The organism is Rhizobium sp. RAF56 (genome assembly GCF_052113965.1).
GTDB lineage: Bacteria > Pseudomonadota > Alphaproteobacteria > Rhizobiales > Rhizobiaceae > Rhizobium.
In genome coordinates, this window is sequence record NZ_JBFRDU010000031.1 from 21,681 (window position 1) to 37,874 (window position 16,194).

The window sequence follows — 16,194 nt, forward strand, 5'->3', positions numbered from 1 at the left end:
ATCGATGATCCTCTTTGTTCTTGCCTATCTCGGCGGCGTGCTGACGATCGTCAGTCCCTGCATCCTGCCGGTTCTTCCGTTTGTGTTTGCGCGGGCGGGCCAGCCCTTTCTGCGCAGCACATTTCCGATGCTCGTCGGCATGGCGGCGACCTTTGCAGCCGTTGCGACGCTTGCCGCCCTCGGTGGCGGCTGGGCGGTGCAGGCCAATGAATACGGACGCTATGCAGCGCTGGCGCTGTTGGCTGTGTTCGGCGTCGTTCTTCTATTCCCCTCGCTTTCGGACCGCCTGACACGTCCGCTCGTGTCTCTCGGAGCGCGCCTTTCGCAATCCGCGGATAAGGAAAGTCGCCGTGGCGGCTCGACGGTGATTGCCTCGCTGCTGCTTGGCATCGCCACGGGCCTGCTTTGGGCCCCCTGTGCCGGACCGGTTCTCGGCCTGATCCTGACGGGTGCCGCGCTTCAGGGCGCAAGCGTCGGCACGACGCTCTTGCTTTTGGCATACGCTCTCGGAGCGGCGACGTCACTGGCGCTGGCGCTTCTCATCGGCGGGAGGGTCTACCAGGCCATGAAGCGATCGCTCGGTGTCGGCGAATGGCTGCGGCGTGGGGTCGGCATCGCCGTGCTTGTCGCAGTCGTTGCCATCGCAATGGGCCTCGATACCGGGTTCCTCACGCAAGCATCGCTTGCGAGCACCGCATCGATCGAACAGCGCCTGGTCGACAGGTTCCATGCCGAGGACCGGAAGAAGCCGTCCTCCGTCGTCATGACCAACGACGGCGGGGCGATGATGAGCGCCAACAACCAGATGATGAAGGGCGATCCGGCTGCAATGAGCGGCGCGAATGCCATGATGATGCAGGCACTGCCGAAGACGGCGACCGCCTCGGCGTTGCCGGTGGAGAGCACGATGCCGTCGCTCGACGGCGCCGTGCAGTGGTTGAACTCGCCGCCGCTGACGGTCGAAGGACTGAAGGGCAAGGTGGTGCTGGTCGACTTCTGGACCTATTCCTGCATCAACTGCATCCGCGCCATTCCCTACGTCAAGGCCTGGGCGGAGAAGTACAAGGATCAGGGTTTGGTGGTCATCGGCGTCCATGCGCCGGAATTCGCCTTCGAGAAGAATCCCGACAATGTGAAGAAGTCGATTGCCGACCTCGGCATCACCTATCCGGTCGCGATCGACAACGATTATAAGATCTGGCGCGCCTTCGAGAACGAATACTGGCCGGCACACTACTTCATCGATGCGCAGGGCCGCGTGCGTCACCATCATTTCGGTGAGGGGGAGTACGACGAGTCCGAGCGCGTCATTCAGCAGCTCCTTGCTGAAGCTGGAAAGAACGTGGCCAACGACATCGTCGACGTGAAGGCCTCTGGTGCGCAAGCCGCCTCGGACCAAGGCGACGTTCAGTCGGCCGAGACATATGTCGGCTGGCAGCGATCGGAAAACTTCGCCGACGACCAGGGGACAGTGAACGATGCGCCGCATGTCTATACGGCCCAGACACCTCGCCTCAACGAATGGGGACTGACCGGCAACTGGACGGTCGCCCGGGAGAATGCAGGCCTTAACGACAAGGACGGAAGCATATACTTCCGGTTCCATGCGCGGGACCTGCATCTGGTGCTCGGTCCCGGCTCAGACGGAAAGCCGGTGCGTTTCCAGGTGACGATCGACGGCAAGCCGCCGGGCGCAAGCCATGGCGTCGATACCGATGCCGATGGAAACGGCACCGTGACGGGCGAGCGGCTCTACCAGCTCGTTCGGGAAGACGGCCCGGTCTCTGATCGCACCTTCGAGATCCGCTTCAAGGATCCCGGCGTCCAGGCCTACGCGTTCACGTTTGGCTGAAAGGCAGCGGTAGGCGCCCTGTTCTTCACCGAACTCGGCGTCGTCACGAAGGGCGGCGTTCTCAGGATCGCCGCCGCTGCCGGGACTACGCGGCGCGCCCCAGTGCATCGTCGAGTTTCGACACGATCGTGTCGATCTCATGCTTTTCTATGATGAGCGGCGGAGACAGGGCGATGATGTCGCCGGTGACCCGGATGAGAAGCCCGCTCTTGAAGCAGTCGAGGAATACGTCATAGGCGCGGGTTCCCGGAGCGCCGTCACGCGGTGCCAATTCGACCGCGCCCACCAGGCCAAGGTTGCGGATGTCGAGCACGTGCGGGCGGCCCTTCAGGGAATGGAGGCCTTCCTGCCAATATTCGGCCAAATCGGAAGCACGCGTCAGCAGCCCCTCTTCCTCGTAGATTTCCAGAGTTGCGAGGCCCGCCGCGCAGGCCACGGGATGGCCGGAATAGGTGTAGCCGTGGAAGAGCTCGATTGCATTTTCGGGTCCGACCATCAGCCCGTCGTAGACCTTGCGGCTGGCGAACACGGCGCCCATGGGGATCGTGCCGTTGGTGATCCCCTTTGCCGTGGTCACGAGATCCGGAACGACGCCGAAGTAATCGGTTGCAAACGGCGTGCCGAGACGCCCGAAGCCCGTGATGACCTCGTCGAATATCAGGAGGATGCCATATTTGTCCGCGGTCGCGCGCAGCTTCTCCAGATAGCCCTTCGGGGGCAGGATGACGCCGGCCGACCCGGACATCGGCTCTACGATGACGGCAGCGATGGTTTCGGCGCCGTGCAGGGAGACCAGCCGTTCCAGGTCGTCGGCAAGCTCCACGCCGTGGGCGGGAAGGCCCTTGGAAAATGCGTTGCGTTCAATGTCGAGCGTGTGGCGCATGTGGTCGGCTGGGATTTGCGGAAAAACACGGCGATTGTTGACAAGGCCACCGACGGAAATGCCGCCAAACCCGACGCCATGGTAGCCTTTTTCACGCCCGATAACCCGTGTGCGGGTACCCTGGCCGATCGCCCGCTGATAGGCGATGGCGATCTTCAGCGCGGTATCGACGGATTCCGATCCGGAACCTGTGAAGAACACCCGGTCGAGCTTGGCATCCGCGCCGCCTGGCGCATTCGCGGCAAGTTTGGCGGCAAAGTCAAAGGCGATCGGGTGTCCCATCTGGAACGTCGGGGCGAAGTCCAGGGTCGAAAGCTGGCGCTCGACGGCCTGGGCGATCTTCTTTCGGCCATGGCCGGCGTTGCAGCACCAGAGGCCGGCCGTGCCGTCGAGGATCCGGTTGCCGTCGATATCGGTGTAGAACATGCCCTCGGCGGCGGCCAGCAGACGCGGCGCCGCCTTGAACTGGCGGTTTGCCGTAAACGGCATCCAGAAATTTTCGAGTGCGCGCGTATTGCTCTTGCTGACCTGATCCATCTCGGCCTCCTTTGGGTGACCAATGAGATCAGTGATTTCCGTTCTTCGAACAAGTCCTTTTCTTGCAGCTGGCAACCCATTGAAATAACGAATATCCGAGAATAAAGTTTTGGCTATTCTGAACAACTGAAACGGGATCGACATGACGGTCGACATTGGCAACCGCCTCCGCCATCTTCGCATCGCGCATAACCTGTCCCAGCGCCAGCTTGCAAAGCGCACGGGCGTGCCGAACTCGACGATCTCCTTGATCGAATCAAACGCCACAAACCCTTCGGTCGGCGCGTTGAAGCGGATTCTTGATGGTATTCCGATTGGTCTCGCCGAATTCTTTGCTTTTGAACCGGAGCGACCACGCAAGGCGTTTTATGCGGCTGAGGAACTGGTGGAGATCGGCAAAGGCGCGATTTCCTATAGACAGGTTGGAGAAAGTCTCTTCGGCCGCAGCCTGCAAATGCTTAAGGAATGCTACCAGCCCGGGGCGGATACGGGGAAAGTTCCCCTCGTTCACGAAGGCGAGGAGGGCGGGATCGTACTTTCGGGGCGACTGGAGGTAACGGTCGACGACGAGCGGCGCATTCTTGGCCCGGGCGATGCCTATTATTTCGAAAGCCGGCGTCCGCATCGTTTCCGGTGCGTGGGACCGGTTGCTTGCGAGGTCATCAGCGCTTGTACGCCGCCGACTTTCTAGACCGCTTCCCGCCTTCGCCTTTAGGACTGCTGCTGCGTCGGCGGGTCGGGTGCCCGATCGGCTTCCCTCAACCGATAGCCGACGCCGGTTTCGGTCGTGATGTATTGCGGCTGATCGGGCAGTTGCTCGATCTTCTGGCGCAACTGGCGGACATAGACGCGCAGGTATTGCACGTCGGCCGCGGGTCCCCAGATCTGCCTCAGCAGGAACTGGTGCGTCAGCACCTTGCCGGCATGTTGCGCGAGCACGCGCAGGATGTCGTATTCCTTGGGGGAGAGCTTGATCTCCCGGCCGTCGATCCGGACGATGCGCTTGACCAGATCGATCTGCAGGCCACCGCTCTGAAAGATCGCCGTCTCGCCCTGTTGCTGCAGCCGGTGGCGCAGAGCGACGCGGATGCGCGCGCCGAGTTCGTTCATGCCGAAGGGCTTGGTGACATAGTCGTCGGCGCCTGCCTCAAGCGCCTGAACGATGCCCGCCTCGTCGGTCCGGCTCGACAGGATGACGACCGGCATCGAAAGCCCGGTCGAACGCCATTCCCGCAAAAGCTCGTGACCGGATCTGTCGGGCAGGCCGAGGTCGAGGATGATGAGATCGGGCGGGTCTTCGCGTGCCAGGTGGCTTGCCGATATCCCATCGGGTGCCTCCTGCACGGCGTAGCCTTGAGCGCTCAAGCCGACGCGAAGCAGTTTGCGGATCGGTGGCTCGTCGTCCACCACGAGGATTTTCACGGTTGCACCGGTCATGCAAGCTCATCCGGTTTGGAGGCGTCCGCGGAAATCGGGACGCGAATGGTAAAAAGGGCGCCAGAACGGTCGCCGCGATTGGTGGCGGCAATCGTCCCGCCCATGGCCTCGACGAAGCCACGGCAAATGGAAAGACCGAGACCGGTCCCGGCCCGGACCTGGTCGCCTTTGCTGACGCGATAGAACGTGTCGAAGATACGGTCGAGGTCCGCCGGTGGAATCCCCGGCCCTTCGTCGGCAATCTCAAGAATGACAAATCCATCATCCGCCCTGCCGTCGATGGCGATCAGCGAGTTCTCGGGCGCGTATTTTGCGGCGTTGTCGAGCAGATTGAAGAGGACCTGTTCGAACAGCACCGGATCGACGCGCACCATCGGCAGGTCGCCCGGGATAAGCATCTTCGTTCGGTGATGCGAAAGTATCTTTGCCGCGCGGCGCAATGCGCTGCCGACGATGTCGCCGACATAGTGGGGGGCGGAATTCGGCTCGGCCGCGCCGGATTCGATCCTCGTCATGTCGAGCAGATTTGCGATGAAGCGGTTGAGCCGCTCGGATTCATCCACGACGGTGGAAAGCAGATCCTTTCGGTCCTCTTCCGGCATGGAGGCGAAGTATTCGCGCAGCGTGCCAGCAGCGCCGAGAATGGCGGCAAGCGGCGTCTTCAAATCGTGCGAGAGCGACGTCAGCAGCGCCGAGCGCAGGCGGTCGGCTTCCACGGCAAGCTTGGCGCGTTCGACGTCCTCGACCAGTTGGACGCGTTCGATGGCGAGCGCTGCCTGGTCTGCCAACGCGTCGAGAAGGCGCTGCTGTTCGGGCGTCAACAGCGGGCCTTCGCGGCGGTCGCCGTCGAGCCCGATCACGCCCACGGCGGCTCTGCCGGTGCGCAGCGGCACGTAGAGGCGCCGGGCGCCGGGAAGCGTGTCGGCGCCGCGGCCGGCTGCGTGATTGTGCTCCCAGGCCCAGCGCGCAGCGGCGATATCGGCGTCGTCGAGCGTATCGTCCGGAGGATAGCCGGATTTGACGACGATGCTGCCATCCTCCGGCAGCAACAGCACGACGCGCAACTTGAGCATCGAGGCAAGCTGGAAGGCGGTCGCCCAGAGCACATCGTCGAGGGTGCCGGTGCCGGCGAGCTTGCGGGAAAAGAGGTAGAGGTCCTCGGTGGTGCGCGCCCGCTGCCTTGCGGCGACGGCCTGGCGCTGCACGGTCGCCGTCAGATTGCTGGCGATGATTGCCACGCCGAGGAAGAAGAAGAGCGCAAGCACGCTTTCGGGGTCGCTGATCGTCAGCGTGAAGCGCGGCGGCAGAAAGAAGAAGTTGAAGGCGAGCGCGCCCAGAACGCAGGAATAGAGCGCCGGCCGCAATCCGTGCAGAACGGCCGAGGTCAGCACCGCCATCAGGAAGACGAGAGCGAGGTTGCGAACGTCCAGCACCTGGTCGAGCACGATCCCGACGCAAAGCGCGACCCCCACGTAGACCGTCGCCAGCAGATAGGCGCGAAGATCGAAGGGGGTCTCAGATGCGGCGGCCACGCCGCGCCGGGGGGATTTTTCCTCTTCCTCGCCGGAAATGACATGAACGCTGATGTCGCCGGCCTTGCGGATGAGCAGGGCTGCCGTCGACGGCCGGAGCCATTCGCGCCAGGTCGGCTGCTTCGGGGCGCCGATGACGATGTGCGTGACGTTGTTGGCCGCCGCATGCCGCAGGAGTTCTTCGGATGCTTCGCGGCCGGGAAGGGTGATCGCTTCGCCGCCGAGCTGTTCGGCCAGCCGCAAGGTGGCGGCGATGGCATCCCGCTGCGCTTCGCTCAGATTGATGGAGCGGTTGTTTTCGATATAGGCGGCCGTCCAGGGAGCGCGGAGCCGCGAGGCCATGCGCGCCGCATAGCGCACGAGCGAGGCAGCGCGCGGATGATGATCGACCGAGACCAGCACGCGTTCGCCGGCCGCCCAAGGGCCGGAAATGGCGTTCGCCTGCATATGGTTCAGCAGCTGATCGTCGACGCGCTGGGCGGTCCGTCGGAGCGCCAGTTCGCGCAGCGCCGTCAGATTGCCGGCGGTGAAATAGTTGGTAAGCGCCCGCTCGGCCGTGTTGGCGAGGTAAACTTTGCCGTCGTGCAGGCGTTTGATCAGGTCGTCAGGGGTCAGATCGATGATCTCGACATCGTCGGCCATGTCGATGATGGAATCCGGTACGGTCTCGCGCACCCGGATGCGGGTAATCCGCGACACCACGTCGTTCAGGCTTTCGACGTGCTGGATATTGAGCGTCGTGTAGACGTCGATGCCGCGGTCCAGCAATTCGCGCACGTCGAGATAGCGCTTCGGGTGACGGCTGCCTTCGGCATTGGTGTGTGCGAGCTCGTCGACGAGCACGAGATCCGGACGTCGGGCGAGAATGCCGTCGAGATCCATCTCCTCGAGATGATGGCCCTTGTAGCCGACTGCGACGCGCGGAACGATTTCGAAACCCTCGAGCAGCGCCGCCGTCTCCTTGCGGCCGTGCGTCTCGACGACGCCGATAACGACATCGTCGCCATCGGCGATCCGGCTCCGCCCGGAGACCAGCATCTCATAGGTCTTGCCGACGCCGGGAGCCGCGCCCAGAAATATCTTCAGGCGGCCGCGCGTCTCGGCGTTGGCTTTTTCGAGGAGCGCATCCGGCGATGGCCTGCCAAGCTTGTCGCTTCTTTCATCGGGCATCCGCATGATCGTCCTTAGGTTGCCGCACCGGCCCGGTCCGCCGGGCCGGTGCGGCAACGGTCACTGAGACATAGAAGCATCAAGGCTTCGGTTCAACGCCAGAACATTGACGACCGGCTCGCCGAGGACGCCGAGCTCGCGATCCTCGACCGCGTCGTCCACCAGTACCTTGACCTTGGCCTCGTCGAGGCCGCGGGCCCTGGCAACGCGCGACACCTGGAAATAGGCCGCGTCCGGCGAAATGTGGGGGTCAAGCCCGCTGCCCGATGCGGTTACCAGGTCGATGGGGACCGCCGCGTTGGGGTTCGTCGCGTGAGCAGCGTCATAGTCGCCCTTGACGCGATCGATCAGCTTCTTGCTGGTCGGGCCGAGGTTGGAACCGGAGGACGATGCGGCGTTGTATCCGTCTCCGGCAGCCGAGGGACGACCGTGGAAATATTTCTCGCTGGTGAAGGCCTGGCCGATCAGTGTCGAGCCGACGGTTCTGCCGTCCTCTTCGATCAGGCTGCCGTTCGCCTGTTTGGGGAACAGGGCTTGGGCGGCACCGGTCATGGCAAGCGGATAGATCAGGCCGGTGATGGCGGTGGTGGCAACGATCATGACGATCGCGGGACGAAGTTCTTTCAACATGGACGTTGTTCCTTAGGCAAGGCCGATTGCAGCGATCAGCATGTCGATCGCCTTGATGCCGATGAAGGGGACGATGATGCCGCCGAGGCCGTAGACGAGGAGGTTGCGCGACAAAAGCGCGCCGGCGCCGACCGGCCGGTAGCGCACGCCCTTCAGCGACAGCGGGATCAGCGCGACGATGATCAGCGCGTTGAAGATGATCGCCGACAGGATGGCGCTCTGCGGCGTTGCCAGGCCCATGATGTTCAAGACGCCGAGCTGCGGGTAGAAGGTCAGGAACATCGCGGGGATGATGGCGAAGTACTTGGCGATGTCGTTGGCGATCGAAAACGTCGTCAGCGCGCCGCGCGTCATCAGGAGCTGCTTGCCGATTTCGACGATCTCTATGAGCTTCGTCGGATCGCTGTCGAGGTCGACCATGTTGCCGGCCTCGCGGGCGGCGACCGTGCCGGTGTTCATGGCGACACCGACATCGGCTTGAGCAAGCGCCGGCGCATCGTTGGTGCCGTCGCCGCACATGGCGACGAGCTTGCCCTTGGCCTGCTCCTCGCGGATCAGCTGCAGCTTGTTTTCCGGCGTCGCCTGGGCAAGGAAGTCGTCGACGCCGGCCTCGGCGGCGATGGCCGCTGCGGTCATCGGATTGTCGCCGGTGATCATCACGGTACGAATGCCCATGCGGCGCAGTTCGGAGAAGCGTTCGCGAATGCCGCCCTTGACGACGTCCTTCAGCTGCACGACGCCAAGCAGGCGGCCGTCTCGCGCCACGGCGAGCGGCGTGCCGCCGGCCTTGGCAATCTCTTCGGCGATCGCCTGAAGCTCGCGCACCGTTTCGGAGCTGGCGCGCTGCATCACGGTGGCGTTGCCGTCGTGTGGGATGGCGGCGTTGACGTTGGCGAGCACCGCATCGACGGCGCCCTTGCGGATGGACGACCCGTCGAGATCGACGCCGCTCATGCGGGTCTGCGCGGTAAAGGGCACGAAGTTCGCCTTCAGGCTCGCCATATCCCGGCCGCGGATCGCGTATTTTTCCTTGGCAAGGACCACGATGGAGCGGCCCTCCGGCGTTTCGTCGGCGAGCGAGGCGAGCTGGGCGGCATCGGCCAGATCCTGTTCGCTAACGCCGCGCACAGGGCGGAACGAGGTTGCCTGGCGGTTGCCGAGGGTGATCGTGCCGGTCTTGTCGAGAAGCAACGTGTCGACATCGCCGGCGGCTTCGACCGCGCGGCCGGACATGGCGAGAACGTTGAAGCGCACGAGGCGGTCCATGCCGGCGATGCCGATCGCCGAAAGCAGGGCGCCGATGGTCGTCGGGATCAGCGTCACGAAGAGGGCGACGAGGACGATGATCGGGATCGCGCCGCCGGCGTATGTGACGAAGCTCGGGATGGTCGCGGTCGCCAGTACGAAGATCAGCGTCATGCCGGCAAGCAGGATGTTGAGGGCGATTTCGTTCGGCGTCTTCTGGCGCTGTGCGCCTTCGACGAGGGAAATCATGCGGTCGAGGAAGGTCGAGCCGGCGGCTGCGGTGATGCGAACGCGGATCCAGTCGGAGAGCACCTGCGTGCCGCCGGTCACCGCCGAGCGGTCGCCGCCGGATTCGCGGATCACAGGCGCGGATTCGCCGGTGATGGCCGCTTCATTGACCGAGGCGACGCCGACGATGACTTCGCCATCGGAAGGGATGATGTCGCCGGCTTCGACCAGCACCACATCGCCGACCTTGAGGCTGGTGCCGGGCACCAGGCGATAGTCGGCGGTGCTGCCGGGGGCAAGCAGCTTGGCTTGCGTCTCGGAGCGGGATTTACGCAAGGAATCGGCCTGCGCCTTGCCGCGGCCTTCGGCAACCGCTTCGGCGAAGTTGGCAAAGAGCACCGTGAACCAGAGCCAGATGTTTATCTGGAAGGAAAAGCCGAGATTGGCGCCGCCGACGAGGAGATCGCGGAGGAATAGAACGGTCGTCAGCGTCGAAACCACGGCTACGACGAACATGACGGGATTTTTGGAAAGCGTGCGTGGGTTCAGCTTTTTGAACGCCCCGCCAACGGCCGGCACGAGGATGCGAGGATCGAAGATGCTCGCGGATTTGGACTGGCTCATAAGAAGCTCCAGCGTGAAAGAGGGTGGCGGACCGGCGCAGCCGGTCAGCCCTGCAGGATTAGGAGGACGGCGAGAAGCGCGACGACCGGCACGGTCATCCAGAGGATGACGTCGGAGCCGCGAAGCGCGGCTGCCGTTTGTTTCGGTGACTTCCCATGATTGCGAAGGGGTCTCATCGCATATCTCCTTAGAAGGTTAGCCCGGCAACGCTGACGAGGTGCTCGACCACCGGACCCAGCGCGATTGCCGGGAAGAAGGTCAGACCGCCGACGATGACGATGGTGCCGACGAGCAGTCCGACGAAGAGCGGGCCGTCGGTGGGGAAGGTGCCGGCGGAGGCCGGTACGGTCTTCTTGGTGACCAGCGAGCCCGCGATCGCAAGGGCCGGAATGATGACCAGGAAGCGGCCGGCGAGCATGCCGAGACCGAGGGTGACGTTGTACCAAGGCGTGTTGCCGGTGAGCCCGCCGAAGGCCGAGCCGTTGTTTGCGGCGGCCGATGTGTAGGCGTAGAGAATCTCCGAGAAACCGTGCGGGCCGGCGGTGCCGATCGAGGCGACCGCTTGCGGCAACACGACGGCGATCGCCGTGAAGACCAGCATGGCGGCGGGCAGGCATAGAATGGCGAGCACGGCCATCTTGACCTCCTTCGCCTCAATCTTCTTGCCGAGATATTCCGGCGTGCGCCCGACCATCAGGCCGGCCACGAAGATGGCGATGAGGACGAAGAGCAGGATGCCGTAGAAACCAGCGCCGACACCGCCGACGATGACTTCGCCGAGCTGCATGTTGATGAGCGGGATCATGCCGCCGAGCGCGGTGAAGCTGCCGTGCATGGCGTTGACTGCGCCGCAGGAGGCGGCTGTCGTGATCACGGCGAAGAGCGAGGAGAGCGCGACGCCGAAGCGGACTTCCTTGCCTTCCATGTTGCCGCCAGCGAGGCCGAAGGCATGCATCAGCGGATTGCCGGCAGCTTCCGCCCAATAGGTGACGCCAACGCCGACGACGAAGAGCACGCCCATCGCGGCGAGGATCGCCCAGCCCTGGCGCTGGTTTCCGACCATGCGGCCGAAGACGTTGGTCAATGCCGCGCCGATCGCGAATATCGAGACCATCTGGATGAGGTTCGAGATGGCGTCCGGATTTTCGAAGGGATGCGCGGAGTTGGCGTTGAAGAAGCCGCCGCCGTTGGTGCCGAGCATCTTGATCGCCAGCTGCGATGCGACGGGCCCCAGGGCGATGGTCTGCTTTGCCCCTTCGAGCGTTGTTGCGTCGACATAGGGTCCAAGGGTCTGCGGCACGCCAAGCCAGACGTAGACGAGCGTCAGCACGATGCAGATCGGCAGGAGAACGTAGAGCGTAGCGCGGGTCATATCGACCCAGAAATTGCCGATCGCCTTGCCCGAAGCGCGCGAGAAGGCGCGGATAAGGGCGACCGCGATCGCAATGCCGGTTGCCGCCGAGACGAAATTCTGCACCGTCAGTCCGGCCATCTGGGTGAGGTAGGACATGGTGCTTTCGCCGCCGTAGTTCTGCCAGTTGGTGTTCGACACGAAGCTGACGGCGGTGTTGAAGGAGAGCGCGGGATCGACTGCACCCATGCCGGCGGGGTTATAGGGGAGCACGCCCTGGAACCGCTGCAGTGCATAGAGCACAAGCACGCCGGCAAGATTGAAGATGAGCATGGCGAAGGTATAGGAAATCCAGTGCTGCTCTTCGCGGTCGCTCGTGCCGGCGAGCCGGTAAAGTCCTCGCTCTATGGGCACGAGAACGGGCGAAAGCAACGTTCGCTCGCCGTTGAAGATGCGCGTCATGTAGCCGCCGAGCGGCTTGACGAGCAAAAGGACGATCCCGCAGAAAAGCAGGATCTGAAGCCATCCGTTGAGGGTCATGGACATAACTTTCAGTACCTGGCGCTTCGTCAGAAGCGCTCGGGGCGAATGAGGGCGTAGGTGAGGTAGACGGCGATGAATAGGGTCACCGCGCCGCCCAGAACATAGTCGATGGTCATCGACGTTCTCCGTAAAAACAAAGGGTTAGAGCCTATCGCATGCCTTGGTGTAGGCGAGGCAGACCGCGAAGAAGAAAACGGCCGTACCCAGTAGAACGATGTCGAGCATCGTCTTCACTCCTGTTCGATTGCGGACCGTGAAGGTGCGAGGCGGAAACGCGCACCTTCACGGTCTTCGTGCGGAGATCGGGGGATCTTCCGGCCATGAATATGCGGCCGAACGCCATAAAGGTTCGAGACGGCGGCTAGGGCGCCAATATAAAAATCTTATAAATGCGGGATGCGGAAATCGTTCCGCAATCGCCTGCCGCATGCAAGGGCGCGGGGCGTCCTGGCGTCGGCGCAGGCGTGGCGCGCGATAGCGATCAGCGCTCGCCGCCGCGATATTGGGCGGCGGTGTGCGATGCCGGCAGGCGGGCGTGGCCGAACAGCTTTTCGCGATAGGTGCCGTCGCGATAGGCGGTTTTGTAGACGCCACGCTCCTGCAACGCGGGGACCAGATATTCGATCACGTCGTCGACGCATTCGGGCACCACGGTCCGCGAAAGGTTGAAGCCGTCCACCCCGGTCTCTTCGCTCCAGGAGACGAGCAAGTCGGCAATCGTTTCGGCCGAGCCGACCCACGGCGCCTGGCGACTGCCCAGCACCATCTGCTCCAGCAGCTTGCGGCGGGTCCATTGCGGGCCGGCGCTGCGTGTCATGGCTTCGACGTTGGAGACGATCGCATTGCTTTTGCCTGCATCGATCGGTTCGTCCAGATCGTATTTGGAGAAATCGATGCCGAGCGATGCGGCGGCATGAACGAACGCGGCTTCGGAACTTGCGTAACGCCGGTACTCCTCGAATTTCTCTCGGGCATCGGCGTCGGTCTTTCCAAGGACGAGCGTGGCGCCGAGGAAGACTTTCACATCTTCGGCCGCGCGGCCGAGCGCCACGGCCCGCTCGCGGATGTCGGCGACCATCTCTTTGATGCCTTCCTTCTTCTGGCCGTTGACAAACACGCATTCGGCATGGGTTGCCGCAAATTGCCTGCCCCGTGCCGATGCGCCGGCCTGATAAAGCACCGGCGTTCGCTGCGGCGACGGCGAAGCGAGGTGCATGGCGTCGACCTTGTACTGCTTGCCCTCGTGGTGAATGACGCGGACCTTGGTGGGGTCCGCATAGACGCCCCTTGTCTTGTCTCCAAGGATCGCGTCGTCGTCCCAGCTGCCCTCCCAGAGCTTGTAGACCAGCGACATATATTCGTCGGCGAGATCATAGCGGTCGTCATGGGCGATTTGCCCCTTCAAGCCGATGGCGCGGGCCGCACTGTCGAGATAGCCGGTCACGATGTTCCAACCGATGCGGCCGCCGGTCAGATGATCGAGCGTGGACATCCGCCGCGCGAACAGAAACGGCTGTTCGTAGGTCAGGTTGCAGGTAACGCCAAAGCCGAGATTGCGGGTGACGGCGGCCATCGCGGGGATGATCAGCGTCGGGTCGTTCGCCGGCACCTGAACGGCGCCGCTCAAGGCCGCGTCGGGACTGCCGCCATAGACATCGTAGACGCCGAGCACATCGGCGAAGAATATGCCGTCGAAGAAACCCGCCTCGAGTTTTCGCGCATACTCCATCCAGTATTGGAGATCGTTGAAGCGGCCGGACTGATCGCGCGGATGCGTCCACATCCCCTGTTGAATATGGCCGACACAGTTCATATCGAAGGCGTTGAGGCGAATTTCTCGGGGCATGGCAGTTCCGGGTGAAGGGCGGTATTGCAAGCCGTTTTATGATAGCCGGCGGTTCGTGCAAAGGGGGATTGCCGAGACCCGCCCTCATCTGAGACAATCGCGTGGGCAGAACCTTCTTTCAGTGGTTGCTTTGCCGGGGCGCTCGCGCGCCATCCGATGCATCCGGTCCTGCCCCGTCCGCGCCTATGCGGCTGACAGCACGCAGCTAGCGAATTTCATACCGTCTTAGCAAACGCGAGCCAGGAGCATTGCACATGGTAACGTGGAAGCCCGATCCGAGTTTCTATCCTTCTCCCCGCATGGCGATGAAAGCGGCGCCCGAGACGCTTGCCTATGTCGCGGCCTTCGATCCGACGCGTACCGTGCCGGACGAGATTGCGGTCGTCGATGTCGACCCCGCCTCTGCCACCTATGGAAAGATCGTCAATACCGTCGCGATGCCCAATGTCGGCGACGAGCTGCATCACTTCGGCTGGAACGCCTGTTCCTCGTGCCTCTGCCCCAATGCGCCGCATCCACATGCGGAACGCCGCTATCTGGTGGTGCCCGGCCTGAAGTCATCGCGCATCCATATCCTCGACACCAAGCCCGACGAACGCAAGCCCGCGATCGTCAAGGTAATCGAGCCGGCCGACCTTGCCGAACGTGCCGGCTATAGCCGTCCGCACACCGTCCACTGCGGGCCCGAGGGCATCTATGTCGCGGCTCTCGGCAATGCCGAGGGCAAGGGACCCGGCGGCGTCTTCCTCATGGATCACGAGACCTTCGAGGTGAGGGGGCAGTGGGAGATGGACCGCGGGCCGCAATATCTCTCCTACGACGTCTGGTGGCACCTCGGCCACGATACGATGATCACCAGCGAATGGGGAACGCCCGACACGTTCGAAAACGGCCTGGTGCCGGAAATCCTGCTCGGCGCGAAATACGGCCGGCGGCTGCATTTCTGGGATCTGAACAAGCGCAAGCATGTGCAGACGATCGATTTCGGCGACAAATATCAGCTGGTCTTCGAACTCAGGCCGGCGCACGATCCGACGAAGGCCTACGGCTTCGTCAATTGCGTCGTCAGCCTCGAAAACCTTTCCTCCTCGATTTGGGTCTGGCATCGCGACGGCGACAAATGGGCCGTCACCAAGGTGATCGAAATTCCGGCCGAGCCCGCCGATCCGGAGCAGCTGCCGCCGATGCTCAAGGGCTTCGGCGCGGTGCCGCCGCTGGTCACGGATATCGATCTGTCGATGGACGACAGATTTCTCTACGTGTCCTGCTGGGGAACCGGCGACTTGCATCAATACGATGTCTCCGATCCGTTCAATCCGAAGCTGACGGGCAAGGTTCGCATCGGCGGCATCGTCTCGCGCGCCACGCATCCCGGCGCGAAAAACGGCGCGCTGAACGGTGGCCCGCAGATGGTGGAGGTCAGTCGCGACGGTCGCCGCGTCTATTTCACCAACTCGCTCTACGGCGCCATCGACGAGCAATTCTATCCAGAAGGCGTCGACGGCTGGATGGTGAAGCTCGACGCGAAGCCCGACGGCGGCATCGCATTCGACGAGAAATTCTTCGTCGAATGGCCGAAGTCGCACCGGCCGCACCAGGTGCGGCTCCAGGGCGGCGATTGCTCGTCGGACTCATACTGCTATCCGTGAGGGAGGGGCATAGCGCGATGCAGGAGTATTGGCCGTGGCTGCTACTTGCGGGACTGGGGGCCTTTCATGGCCTCAATCCCGCCATGGGCTGGCTGTTCGCGGTGGCGCTCGGCGTTCACAGGAAAAGCCCCATGGCCGTCGTGCAGGCGGTGCCGGTGATCGCGCTCGGTCATGCCGTCTCGATCCTGGCGGTCGCGAGCGCCATCGTCCTGGTCGGCGTTCTCATCGACCAGCAGGCGGTAAAGTTCGGAGCTGCCGCCGCACTCCTTGCCTGGGCTGGCTGGCATCAGCTCTACGGCCATCGCCGTCGCGTTCGCATCGGGCTCACCACGGGACTTGCGGGGCTTGCCCTCTGGTCCTTTCTGATGGCGACGGCGCACGGGGCAGGGCTGATGATCCTGCCGGCGCTGATGCCGCTTTGCCTGACGGCGTCGCCGATCGGCGCAATCGGCGGCAGCGGCTCGGCGGCCATGACACTTGCGGCGGTGGGCGTGCACAGCGCAGCGATGTTGGCGGTGACCACGCTCATGGCTGTCGTCGTCTATCGTTTCGTCGGGCTCGAAGTGTTGCGGAGCGCGTGGATCAACGTCGATGTCATCTGGACGCTGATGCTGGTGGCGACCGCGGCGATCCTTCTCCTGAGCGGGTAGCCGGCGACGTTGTGGAA

At 63.4% G+C, this 16,194-nt stretch carries 13 protein-coding genes; 4 read left to right on the forward strand and 9 right to left on the reverse strand.

Translation table 11 applies throughout. The features are described 5' to 3' along the window. Nucleotides 1-4 precede the first annotated feature (4 nt). Entirely contained in the window at nt 5-1,852 is a 1,848-nt protein-coding gene (locus tag AB4048_RS22065) for a cytochrome c biogenesis protein DipZ (protein WP_442204129.1), read from the forward strand. An 85-nt stretch (nt 1,853-1,937) separates the two neighbouring features. Here the strand turns inward: AB4048_RS22065 and AB4048_RS22070 are convergent, their stop codons facing one another. Continuing rightward, entirely contained in the window at nt 1,938-3,272 is a 1,335-nt protein-coding gene (locus tag AB4048_RS22070) for an aspartate aminotransferase family protein (RefSeq protein WP_442204130.1), read from the reverse strand. Nucleotides 3,273-3,414: 142 nt separating this feature from the next. On the opposite strand from AB4048_RS22070, the gene AB4048_RS22075 reads away from it, so the two are divergent. Then, nucleotides 3,415-3,963, forward strand: coding sequence for a cupin domain-containing protein (locus AB4048_RS22075; protein ID WP_442204131.1), 549 nt, complete (start codon nt 3,415-3,417; stop codon nt 3,961-3,963). 20 nt (nt 3,964-3,983) lie between these two features. Here AB4048_RS22075 and AB4048_RS22080 read toward each other — a convergent pair whose 3' ends face one another. From AB4048_RS22080 to AB4048_RS22115, 8 genes are all read right to left on the reverse strand, one after another. Next, on the reverse strand, nt 3,984-4,709 hold the full coding sequence (locus AB4048_RS22080) for a response regulator transcription factor (protein WP_442204132.1): 726 nt from the start codon (nt 4,707-4,709) through the stop codon (nt 3,984-3,986). Further along, nucleotides 4,706-7,411: a DUF4118 domain-containing protein gene (locus AB4048_RS22085; protein ID WP_442204133.1), complete on the reverse strand. Its 2,706-nt coding sequence runs from the start codon at nt 7,409-7,411 to the stop codon at nt 4,706-4,708. Before AB4048_RS22085 ends, AB4048_RS22080 begins: the two co-directional genes overlap by 4 nt. Before the next feature lie 60 nt (nt 7,412-7,471). Continuing rightward, nucleotides 7,472-8,041 (reverse strand): potassium-transporting ATPase subunit KdpC, encoded by a 570-nt coding sequence (gene kdpC / locus AB4048_RS22090; RefSeq protein WP_442204134.1) that lies wholly within the window; start codon nt 8,039-8,041, stop codon nt 7,472-7,474. A 12-nt stretch (nt 8,042-8,053) separates the two neighbouring features. After that, nucleotides 8,054-10,138, reverse strand: a complete 2,085-nt coding sequence (kdpB, locus tag AB4048_RS22095) for a potassium-transporting ATPase subunit KdpB (RefSeq protein ID WP_442204135.1) — start codon at nt 10,136-10,138, stop codon at nt 8,054-8,056. Between the two features lie 44 nt (nt 10,139-10,182). Then, entirely contained in the window at nt 10,183-10,314 is a 132-nt protein-coding gene (locus AB4048_RS22100) for a hypothetical protein (protein ID WP_442204136.1), read from the reverse strand. An 11-nt stretch (nt 10,315-10,325) separates the two neighbouring features. Then, nucleotides 10,326-12,029 carry a potassium-transporting ATPase subunit KdpA gene (gene kdpA, locus AB4048_RS22105; RefSeq protein WP_442204137.1) on the reverse strand — a complete coding sequence of 568 codons (1,704 nt, stop codon included), beginning with the start codon at nt 12,027-12,029 and terminating at the stop codon, nt 10,326-10,328. 29 nt (nt 12,030-12,058) lie between these two features. Further along, the gene (locus tag AB4048_RS22110; RefSeq protein ID WP_442204138.1) at nt 12,059-12,148 is read right to left on the reverse strand and encodes a K(+)-transporting ATPase subunit F; all 90 of its coding nucleotides are present in this window, start codon (nt 12,146-12,148) and stop codon (nt 12,059-12,061) included. A gap of 365 nt (nt 12,149-12,513) precedes the next feature. Then, entirely contained in the window at nt 12,514-13,878 is a 1,365-nt protein-coding gene (locus AB4048_RS22115; RefSeq protein WP_442204139.1) for an LLM class flavin-dependent oxidoreductase, read from the reverse strand. Nucleotides 13,879-14,132: 254 nt separating this feature from the next. Here AB4048_RS22115 and AB4048_RS22120 point away from each other — a divergent pair, with 254 nt between their 5' ends. Together AB4048_RS22120 and AB4048_RS22125 are read left to right on the forward strand one after the other, a co-directional pair. Next, nucleotides 14,133-15,527, forward strand: coding sequence for a selenium-binding family protein (locus tag AB4048_RS22120; protein ID WP_442204140.1), 1,395 nt, complete (start codon nt 14,133-14,135; stop codon nt 15,525-15,527). Nucleotides 15,528-15,544: 17 nt separating this feature from the next. Further along, the gene (locus AB4048_RS22125) at nt 15,545-16,177 is read left to right on the forward strand and encodes a hypothetical protein (RefSeq protein ID WP_442204141.1); all 633 of its coding nucleotides are present in this window, start codon (nt 15,545-15,547) and stop codon (nt 16,175-16,177) included. The last annotated feature ends 17 nt before the right edge of the window (nt 16,178-16,194 follow it).